This window comes from Pseudomonas sp. AIG, assembly GCF_977020205.1.
This window is the reverse complement of record NZ_CDROCK010000094.1, coordinates 1-8938: the sequence shown is the minus strand read 5'-3', so window position 1 is coordinate 8938 and position 8938 is coordinate 1. Positions and strand designations below refer to the sequence as shown.

Genomic DNA, 8938 nt, shown 5'->3' with positions numbered 1-8938 from the left:
CCGGCGGCAATCTGTTGCGCGACCTGAATCACGCTGCGCAATGGCGCGACGATCAGTCGGGTGATCAGCCACGCAGCGAGCAACCCGACGAGCAACGCCAACACCGATGAACCCATGATCAGCAGCGAGTTTTTCTTCAGTTCCGCCTGCATCGCGCCATCTTCAGCGACATAAGCCTGATTCACCCGCTCGACCACTTCGTTGGCGCGCTGGTGCAATTGCTCGTAGACGGTTTTTTCCTGGGCGAGCAAGCCGGTGTACTCGGCCAGTTTGTCGTTGAAACCGGCGATATGCCCGGACACCTCATTGAGTACAGTCAGGTAACCCTCATCCTTGACCGCAGTTTTAAGTTCTTCGGCCTGGGCCTGAGCCTGTGCGGCCTGTTCAATATTGCCCTTGCCAGCACTGTCGGCGTCGCCCTTGCGGCTTTGATCGAGGCGAATCCGCGCTTCGTTCATCGCTTGCAGCATCAACCGCGACACCTGACTGACCTGACTGGCCTGCTCAATGAACTGCGCCCCATCCTTACCCTCGGTGTCCTTCAAGGTATAAGCACCGTCGTCGGCAAGCCCGGCCTGCAACACGTCGAGGTTGTTGGCGACACTGGACACCGACCAACTGGCCATTTCCAGCGCAAGATCCTTGGCCTGAGTCAACGACACAAACTCGTCAAACGCCTTGCGATAGGCCCCCAACGACTGCTGCACATCATTCATGACAGGCACATTCGCCACCGACTGCGCCTTGAGCTGATCAGCCAGAGTAACCAGTTCGTCGACGCCCTTACGCAAGGCATCGGCCGTTTTCGGATCGCCTCGCAAGGCATACTCCTGCTCGAGCAGGCGCACGTTGAGCAGGCTGCTGTTGAGCGAAGACATCTGTTTCAGCCCGTCGAAACGCTGACTGATGGTTTGCAGGGACCAGACGCCTATCGCTGCCACCAGCGCGGTGAGGAGCAAGACCAGTACAAACCCGATACCCAGTTTTTTCGCCATACCGAGGTTGGCGAAACGTCCTTGCATGGCCGAAATCATTGCGCATAGTCCCCTGCCATTGTCAGTAGAGCGAAGAGTCGCAACGGCCATCCGCCGGCACAAGTCTCTGGCGTCGGAATAATGGCAAAAAGCTACGCCCGCGTCGTTTTCAGAACACTTGAGGTCGATCCGAACCGGTGTTGCGGAAAAACTGCCGAGCCCGCGGATCGCAGGCGTAGGCCACGTTGATGCGATGCCAGTCGCCCGGCTCGCCACTGGGGCTGAACGCATCAGGCGCTGACAACAACACGCCGCAACGTTGAGCCTGACGACGCACCCGAACCTGGTCGGTCATGCGTGAGCGCGCCCAGATAAACAGCCCGCCTGCAGGCTTGCCGAACACCTCCCAATCGGCGTCCTCGAGCGCCTGCAATGCGGCGGCCCGATCGGCATTCAAACGCTGACGCTGACGTTGCACCAGTTTTCGGTAAGCACCACTGACCATCAGACTGGCCAGCACCGCTTCGGAAAACCTCGAAGCCCCCAAACCGCTGATCATCTTGACCTGCGCCAGCCGCCTGACAATTTCGCTGTCGGCGAAGACGAACCCGACCCGCAGCGAACTGCTCAGCGTCTTGGAAAAACTGCCCACGTAAATGACGCGCCCCTCATCGTCCAGCGCCGCCAATCGCGTACCGTTGCCCGTGTGCAAATCCGCATAGACGTCGTCTTCGATCAGGCGCAAGTCATAGGCTTTGCCCAGTTGCAGGATGCGTTGCGCCACGCTCGGCGACAGGCAACTGCCCGTGGGGTTGTGGTGATGGCTGTGAATAAAAAGTGCGCCAGGCCGAAACTTTTGCAGTAACGCCTCCAGCGCTTCGATATCCGGCCCGTTCGGGGTTCGACGCACTTCAAGCATGTGCACGCCATGCAGACGCAGGAGATCGAACAGCGGCGCATAGCCGGGCGTTTCGACCACCACGCAGTCTCCCGCCTTGAACAGGGTGCGTACGATCAGATCCAGCGCATGGCTCGCGCCGCTGGTACTCAGCAACTGCGAACTGCGGGCTTCGATACCCAGCAGCTTCAGGCGTTTGACGATTTGCTCGCGCAGCGCTGGAAGACCCAGGGGCGTACCGTAATTGAACAGACTGGCCATGTCGGTACGTGCCACTTCGCGCAACGCATAGCTGAGATCATCAGGCTCACGCCAGCTTTGCGGCAGTCCACCGGCCCCCAGTTTCACCGCCCCTGCGGCCTCGCACACGGCATCGCACCAGGCAAACCGGCCCTCGAATGGCGCCAGTTCATCCTCTGCGCCCAGGCTCGACCGCGCGGCGGCGACACTGAACCCGGTGCCTTGGCATGAACTCAGCACGCCCTGCGATACCAGCCGTTCACACGCCTCGACAACACACGACTGACTGAGCAGATTGCCCCGGGCGATTTGCCGCACGGAGGGCAAGCGAGTGGCCGGCGGTACACCATTCTGCAGGATCCACTCCGTCAGCCCGTCAACAATCTGCTGCACGACCGGCACCATTGCCTGTCGATCAATTCTCAATTCCATGAGCAAGCAAACTCCTGTCCGTTTTGCTGGCGGCAGTAAATCACAGCCGCGCCGGACAGGCTGTGCGACAACGCCGCCAAAAGCGACCGTTCTAACCGTTTGATACACATTGTTTAAGGGACTTCACGGAACTGACCGTGATCCACAAAAAAGCCCGCAACGAATGCGGGCTGTTTTGATTGTGCTTTGCTCAGAATGCGGTGACGCCGCCATCCACTGCCAGCGAATGGCCGGTGGTAAAGGCAGCACCGTCACTGCACAAGTACAACACGGCGCTGGCAATTTCCTCGACTTTGCCGATACGACCGACCGGGTGCATGGCATTGGCGAACTCGCCCTTCTTCGGGTCGGCCTCATAAGCGCGGCGGAACATGTCGGTATCGATCACCGCTGGACACACTGCGTTGACGCGGATTTTCTTCTTGGCGTATTCGATGGCCGCCGATTTGGTCAAGCCAATCACCGCATGCTTCGACGCCGCGTAGATGCTCATCTTCGGCGCCGCCCCCAGTCCCGCTACCGAGGCGGTGTTGACGATCGCCCCGCCGCCCTGCGCCAGCAACAGTGGCAGTTGATACTTCATGCACAGCCAGACGCCTTTGACGTTGACCCCCATGATCGCGTCGAACTCATCCATCGAGCCGTCGGCCAGTTTGCCTTTTTCGATTTCAATGCCGGCATTGTTGAAGGCGTAGTCCAGACGGCCGTAAGTATTGATGACCTCGTCCATCAGATTTTTCACTTCGCTTTCGACGGTCACGTTGCAGCGCACGAAGGTTGCTTCGCCACCGGCTGTACGAATCAGCGCCACCGTGCCTTCGCCCCCTGCTGCGTCCAGATCGGCAACCACCACTTTCAGACCTTCGGCGGCGAACGCCTGCGCGGTCGCACGGCCAATGCCGTTGGCCGCGCCGGTGACTACGGCAACCTGACCGGAAAACGTCATGCTCATTGTTATGTCCTCGAAGGGATAGATGCAGGGGGATTGGTAGTTCGGCAGCATAGCCACTGCGGTCTGCCGAGCGTCAGCACTATCCAGTGGCTGTTTAGGTGCCCATGCGTCGCAGTGATAAAACCCTGCCGGTGATTATCACTGGACTGGATCGGCGTGCATTCGCCGCATCAGCCAACCTTGCGACATCGCCAATGAAGGACTATCAACAAGGCTTCATTCCGTTCGAGTGCCTGTCATGACCAACCAGACCAATCGCCAGTTCCTGCTCGCCAAACGCCCGGTGGGTGCGGCCAACCGCGAGACCTTCACTTATCAGGAAGTACCGGTCGGCGAGCCGGCGGCGGGGCAGATTCTGGTCAAGAACGAATACCTGTCCCTCGACCCGGCCATGCGAGGCTGGATGAACGAAGGCAAGTCTTACATCCCGCCGGTCGGCATCGGCGAAGTCATGCGTGCGCTGGGCGTCGGCAAAGTCGTTGCTTCGAACAATCCCGGCTTTGCGGTCGGGGACTACGTCAACGGAGCCATTGGCGTGCAGGATTATTTCCTCGGTGAGCCAAGAGGTTTCTACAAGGTCGATCCGAAACTGGCGCCGCTGCCGGTGTATTTGTCAGCGCTGGGCATGACCGGCATGACCGCCTACTTCGCCCTGCTCGATGTCGGCGCACCGAAGGCTGGCGACACCGTTGTGCTGTCCGGTGCAGCGGGTGCGGTGGGCAGCATTGCCGGGCAGATCGCCAAGATCAAAGGCTGCCGCGTGGTCGGCATTGCCGGCGGTGCTGACAAATGCAAATTCCTCATCGACGAGTTGGGCTTTGACGGCGCCATCGACTACAAGTCCGAAGACGTCGTGGCCGGGCTTAAACGCGAATGTCCGAAAGGCGTCGACGTGTATTTCGACAACGTCGGCGGTGACATCCTCGATGCGGTGCTGAGCCGCTTGAACATGAAGGCGCGCGTGGTGATCTGCGGCGCGATCAGCCAGTACAACAACAAGGAAGCGGTCAAAGGCCCAGCCAACTATCTGTCGCTGCTGGTCAATCGGGCGCGGATGGAAGGCTTTGTGGTGATGGATTACGCGGCGCAGTACGCCAGTGCGGCGCAGGAAATGGCCGGGTGGATGGCCAAGGGGCAGCTCAAGAGCAAGGAAGATATCGTCGAAGGCCTGGAGACCTTTCCGGAGACGCTGATGAAACTGTTCAGCGGCGAGAACTTTGGCAAGTTGGTGTTGAAGGTTTAAGGCCACCACAAAACAAATGTAGGAGTGAGCCTGCTCGCGATAGCGGTGTATCAGTCAACATCCTCGTTGATTGATACACCGCTATCGCGAGCAGGCTCACTCCTACAGGGTTTTGCGCTGTTTGCTTAGGCGATTTCGGCTACAACCGACGCCAGCGCCTTGGCCGGATCCGCCGCCTGGCTGATCGGACGGCCAATCACCAGATAATCGGAACCGGCATCCAGCGCCTGACGCGGAGTCAGAATGCGGCGCTGATCGTCCTGCGCACTGCCGGCCGGACGAATCCCCGGGGTCACCAGTTGCAGCGACGGATGCGCGGTTTTCAGTGCCGTGGCTTCCAGCGCCGAGCACACCAGACCGTCCATCCCAGCCTTTTCGGCCAGTGCGGCCAGACGCAGCACTTGTTCTTGCGGTTCGATATCCAGACCGATACCGGCCAGATCTTCACGCTCCATGCTGGTCAGCACGGTCACGCCGATCAACAACGGTTGCGGGCCGCTGCGCTTGTCCAGCTCTTCCCGGCAAGCGGCCATCATGCGCAGGCCGCCGGAGCAATGCACGTTGACCATCCACACGCCCATCTCGGCGGCGGCCTTCACCGCCATCGCGGTGGTGTTGGGAATGTCATGGAATTTCAGGTCGAGGAATACTTCAAAACCCTTGTCACGCAGGGTGCCGACAATTTCTGCGGCGCAACTGGTGAACAGTTCCTTGCCCACTTTGACCCGGCACAGTTTCGGGTCCAACTGGTCGGCCAGCTTCAGTGCGGCGTCACGGGTGGGGAAATCCAGGGCGACGATGATAGGAGTCTGGCAGGCGGACATGAATGGGCTCTCAGGCAGGTCGAAATCGGCGCGCATTGTAGCGGAACCGGCGGCGGCGCGGCACCCGATGATCGGTAAATCGTCGCGCCAACCGTGATCAGCATAGCGCTCGCTGCTATTGTGTCGACTCCGATACACAGCCGACACGCCAGCAACAAGCACCCGCGCTAGCCTCGCCAGCCGCAACACGTCCTTACATCAGCACTTCCCGCCTCGCGGCTGGACGCCTATGCTGAAACCACCACCTCGCAGCCCATCTTTTGTGGTTGGCGGCCTACTGGCAGATGAACAGCCTCATGCACAACACCCAAATGACCGCGACGGATGAGCCTAAAGACGACAAGCGCTGGAGCATTCGCGCGCTGATCGTCGACGATGACGTGCCGATCCGCGAGCTGATGATCGATTACCTCGCGCGCTTCAATATCCACGCCAGCGGCGTCACCGACGGTGCGGCGATGCGTCAGGCGCTGCTGGCCGAGCATTTCGATGTTGTCGTGCTGGACCTGATGCTGCCCGGCGAAGACGGCTTGTCGCTGTGCCGCTGGCTGCGCGCCGAATCGGACATCCCGATCCTGATGCTCACCGCTCGCTGTGAGCCGACCGACCGTATCATCGGCCTGGAACTGGGCGCCGATGACTACATGGCCAAACCGTTCGAACCGCGCGAACTGGTCGCGCGCATTCAAACGATTCTGCGTCGGGTGCGCGATGACCGCACCGAACAACGCGCCAACATCCGTTTCGACAACTGGCGCTTGAACAGTGTTCTGCGCCAATTGATCGCCGACGACGGCCTGGTGGTGCCGCTGTCCAACGCCGAATTCCGTCTGCTCTGGGTGTTTATCGAACGTCCGCGCCGGGTGCTCAGCCGCGAACAATTGCTCGACGCGGCCCGCGGTCGTTCGATCGAAGCCTTCGACCGCAGCATCGATCTGCTGGTGTCGCGCCTGCGGCAGAAACTCGGCGACGACCCGAAAGCGCCACAGTTGATCAAAACCGTACGCGGTGAGGGTTACCTGTTCGACGCGCGAGACATCGGCTGATGCGGGCGCGCTTCGACACGCTGTTCGGCCGCCTGTTTGGCGTGCTGTTCGTGGCGATCGTCCTCGCGCACCTGCTGGCTTTCACCTGGTTCCACCTCTACGGCCCGCCTCCGCCCCCGCCGCCTCAGGAGTTTTCCCAAGGCGCGGAACGGCAACCCTCGCAGGACCCGCGTTATCCGCCTCGGCCACCGCGTCCGTGGTTCGGTGGCCCGGTGGTGCCGCTGACCTTTCAGTTCATCACGCTGATGATCGCGGCGTGGTATGGCGCCAAACTGCTCAGTCGTCCGATCCAGCGTTTGAGCGACGCCGCCGAACGCCTCAGCGAAGACCTCGACAGCCCGCCGCTCGACGAGTCCGGCCCGCGCGAAGCACGACAAGCCGCGTATACCTTCAACCTGATGCAACGGCGCATTCGCGAACAGGTGCAGCAGCGCGCGCGGATGCTCGGTGCGGTTTCCCATGATCTGCGCACACCGTTGTCACGGCTGAAACTGCGCCTGGAAAACATCAGCGATGAAAAGCTGCAGGGCCAGATGCGTCAGGATCTGGATGACATGATCGGCATGCTGGACGCCACCCTCACCTACTTGCACGAACAACGCACCAGCGAAGCCTTGCAATTGATGGATGTGCAGGCGTTGGTAGAGTCGCTCTGTGAAAACGCTCAGGACCAAGGCGCGGACGTGCAGGTCAGTGGTCATTGCGCACCGCTGCCAGTACAGCCCATGGCGCTGCGTTCGTGCCTCAATAACCTGATGGACAATGCCCTGCGTTATGCCGGCCAGGCGCGCATCGAGTTGCAGGATCAGCGCGAGCAACTGCTGATCCGTGTGATCGACCAAGGCCCGGGGATTGCCGAGGACAAGCGTGAAGCGGTGTTTGAGCCGTTTTATCGGCTGGAAGGCTCGCGCAATCGCAATTCCGGCGGTGTGGGGCTGGGCATGACCATTGCCCGCGAGGCGGCGCAACGTCTGGGTGGCCAGCTCAACCTCGAAGAAACCCCCGGCGGCGGCCTGACCGCCATCATTCGCCTGCCGCGCCCCTGAGAAACACACATCCCCTTGTAGGAGTGAGCCTGCTCGCGATAGCGGTTTATCTGTGAGAGTTGCTTTGACTGACACACCGCTATCGCGAGCAGGCTCACTCCTACAGGGGGTGGAGGTGAAATTTCAGTCTGTGTACCCACCGGTACAAACCCCACATACCCCGGACAACTCGCGCCCTGACGCTGCATAAGCCGGTACGCCCACCGGTTTTCCATTCCAGGGAGTGAGTCCGATGATCGGTAGCGTCAGCAACTACACGAGCTATACCAGCACCAGCAGCACCTCCACGCAAAACGCCCGCAGCCAGCAACTGCAAAAAGAACTGTTCGCCAAACTCGACAGCAACGGCGACGGCGCGGTGGACCAGGACGAACTGAAAAGTGCTCTGTCGCAGAAGTCCGACGACGGCCTGTTGGTCAACCTGAGCAAGCAATTCGGCGATCTCGACAGCGACGACAGCGGCAGCCTCAGCGCCGAAGAAATGACCGCCATGGCGCCCCCACCGCCACCACCCGGCGACCAGGCCCCCACCACCGAACTGGCCGACGCCCTGATCAGCGCCCTCGACACCGACGGCGACGGCGCCATCAGCAGCGACGAACTGAGCAGCGGCCTGACCAGCGCCGGCAACACTACCGACAGCAACGAACTCTTCTCGGCACTGGACAAAAACAAGGACGGCACCGTCAGCCAGGACGAACTCACCGCCAGCCTGACCCCGCCCCCTCCGCCGCCGCCACACATCAATAGCGACGAACTGTTCAGCCAACTCGACGCCGATGGCGACGGCAGCGTGACCGCGACCGAACTCAGCAGCGCGCTGCAAACCAGCGACAGCACCTCATCGACCAGCACCGACACCAGCGCGGCACTGCTCAAAGTACTCGACAGCGACAGCAGTGGCGGTGTCAGCAGCGATGAGCTGAAAACGGCGTTACAGGCCGGGCGTGAACGACCGGACGAAGAACAGACGGCATCGACGCAGAGCACGACAGAAGCACTGAATCGCATGATTGCCAATTTGAGCAAGCAGTACTCGCTCGAAAGCGCAGCGCCGGTGGGCAAGTATTTGAATGTGGCGACTTGAGTCGACGCCATTATTTGCCGCGGACAATCAAAAGCCCCTCACCCTAACCCTCTCCCAGAGGGAGAGGGAACTGACCGAGTGGTTTGGTAGAAGTACGCCGACGTGCAATACCGCGTTGAACTCAGGTTTTGAAACACCCGAAAATCGGCTCCCTCTCCCTCGGGAGAGGGCTGGGGTGAGGGGTAGCCACAACACA

9 protein-coding genes are annotated in these 8938 nt (G+C 60.7%); 5 read left to right on the top strand and 4 right to left on the bottom strand.

What is annotated here, in order from left to right; translation table 11 throughout:
* The 3 genes from ACWR1S_RS30135 to ACWR1S_RS30125 all read right to left on the bottom strand — a co-directional run.
* Positions 1 to 1034: methyl-accepting chemotaxis protein (locus ACWR1S_RS30135; protein WP_454566052.1), on the bottom strand; the 1034-nt coding region annotated here is incomplete at its 3' end.
* 109 nt (positions 1035 to 1143) lie between these two features.
* Positions 1144 to 2544: an aminotransferase-like domain-containing protein gene (locus ACWR1S_RS30130; protein ID WP_454566051.1), complete on the bottom strand. Its 1401-nt coding sequence runs from the start codon at positions 2542 to 2544 to the stop codon at positions 1144 to 1146.
* Positions 2545 to 2734: 190 nt separating this feature from the next.
* Positions 2735 to 3496 carry an SDR family oxidoreductase gene (locus tag ACWR1S_RS30125; protein WP_016983635.1) on the bottom strand — a complete coding sequence of 254 codons (762 nt, stop codon included), beginning with the start codon at positions 3494 to 3496 and terminating at the stop codon, positions 2735 to 2737.
* A 104-nt stretch (positions 3497 to 3600) separates the two neighbouring features.
* Between ACWR1S_RS30125 and ACWR1S_RS30120 the strand changes: the two genes are divergently transcribed.
* Entirely contained in the window at positions 3601 to 3738 is a 138-nt protein-coding gene (locus ACWR1S_RS30120) for a hypothetical protein (RefSeq protein ID WP_454566050.1), read from the top strand.
* A complete protein-coding gene (locus tag ACWR1S_RS30115; protein WP_454566049.1) occupies positions 3735 to 4739 on the top strand; it encodes an NADP-dependent oxidoreductase in 1005 nt (334 codons plus the stop codon). The genes ACWR1S_RS30120 and ACWR1S_RS30115 overlap by 4 nt, the downstream gene beginning before the upstream one ends.
* Before the next feature lie 125 nt (positions 4740 to 4864).
* On the opposite strand, the gene pyrF is transcribed toward ACWR1S_RS30115, so the two are convergent.
* Positions 4865 to 5563, bottom strand: coding sequence for an orotidine-5'-phosphate decarboxylase (pyrF, locus tag ACWR1S_RS30110; protein WP_185036818.1), 699 nt, complete (start codon positions 5561 to 5563; stop codon positions 4865 to 4867).
* Between the two features lie 296 nt (positions 5564 to 5859).
* Between pyrF and ACWR1S_RS30105 the strand changes: the two genes are divergently transcribed.
* The 3 genes from ACWR1S_RS30105 to xopAW all read left to right on the top strand — a co-directional run bounded on the left by ACWR1S_RS30105 (position 5860) and on the right by xopAW (position 8742).
* Entirely contained in the window at positions 5860 to 6609 is a 750-nt protein-coding gene (locus ACWR1S_RS30105; RefSeq protein ID WP_016983639.1) for a response regulator, read from the top strand.
* Positions 6609 to 7655, top strand: a complete 1047-nt coding sequence (locus tag ACWR1S_RS30100) for a sensor histidine kinase (protein ID WP_454566048.1) — start codon at positions 6609 to 6611, stop codon at positions 7653 to 7655. The genes ACWR1S_RS30105 and ACWR1S_RS30100 overlap by 1 nt, the downstream gene beginning before the upstream one ends.
* Positions 7656 to 7887: 232 nt before the next feature.
* On the top strand, positions 7888 to 8742 hold the full coding sequence (gene xopAW, locus ACWR1S_RS30095) for a XopAW family type III secretion system calcium-binding effector (protein WP_454566047.1): 855 nt from the start codon (positions 7888 to 7890) through the stop codon (positions 8740 to 8742).
* Positions 8743 to 8938 lie beyond the last annotated feature (196 nt).

Excerpts from the sequence above, each read along its gene's own strand:
- ACWR1S_RS30130 (WP_454566051.1), bottom strand. The coding sequence starts at position 2,544 with ATGGAATTGAGAATTGATCGACAGGCAATGGTGCCGGTCGTGCAGCAG.
- ACWR1S_RS30125 (WP_016983635.1), bottom strand. The coding sequence starts at position 3,496 with ATGAGCATGACGTTTTCCGGTCAGGTTGCCGTAGTCACCGGCGCGGCC.
- ACWR1S_RS30120 (WP_454566050.1), top strand. The coding sequence starts at position 3,601 with ATGCGTCGCAGTGATAAAACCCTGCCGGTGATTATCACTGGACTGGAT.
- ACWR1S_RS30115 (WP_454566049.1), top strand. The coding sequence starts at position 3,735 with ATGACCAACCAGACCAATCGCCAGTTCCTGCTCGCCAAACGCCCGGTG.
- pyrF (WP_185036818.1), bottom strand. The coding sequence starts at position 5,563 with ATGTCCGCCTGCCAGACTCCTATCATCGTCGCCCTGGATTTCCCCACC.
- ACWR1S_RS30105 (WP_016983639.1), top strand. The coding sequence starts at position 5,860 with ATGCACAACACCCAAATGACCGCGACGGATGAGCCTAAAGACGACAAG.
- ACWR1S_RS30100 (WP_454566048.1), top strand. The coding sequence starts at position 6,609 with ATGCGGGCGCGCTTCGACACGCTGTTCGGCCGCCTGTTTGGCGTGCTG.
- xopAW (WP_454566047.1), top strand. The coding sequence starts at position 7,888 with ATGATCGGTAGCGTCAGCAACTACACGAGCTATACCAGCACCAGCAGC.